This is a genomic window from Bradyrhizobium sp. Kon58, assembly GCF_055807455.1.
In genome coordinates this window covers 1-255 of sequence record NZ_JBVVOT010000523.1, presented here as the reverse complement: position 1 = coordinate 255, position 255 = coordinate 1, and the positions used below count along the sequence as shown (strand labels likewise).

1 pseudogene is annotated in these 255 nt (G+C 60.4%); it reads left to right on the top strand.

From position 1 onward, the window contains the following. Window positions 1-26: 26 nt before the first annotated feature. Window positions 27-255: pseudogene (locus AC0L20_RS41345) on the top strand (hypothetical protein); the annotation flags it as partial.

Sequence of the window (255 nt, the reverse complement as noted above, 5' to 3'; positions counted from 1 at the left end):
AAAACGTACTCAACCCCGAGTCCAACGTGCAGTTCGGCGAAGGCGGCGCCGGGACCTTCTCCGACGGCAAACTCTACAGCCAGATCAAGGACCCGAAATTCCACGGGCGCAAAGTGCTGCACGAGTTCGTCAAGGCCGGCGCGCCGGAAGAGATTCTGTATGTCAGCAAGCCGCACATCGGCACATTCCGTCTGACCGGCGTGGTGGAAAACATGCGCCAGCAGATCATTGCCCTGGGCGGTGAAGTGCGCTTCG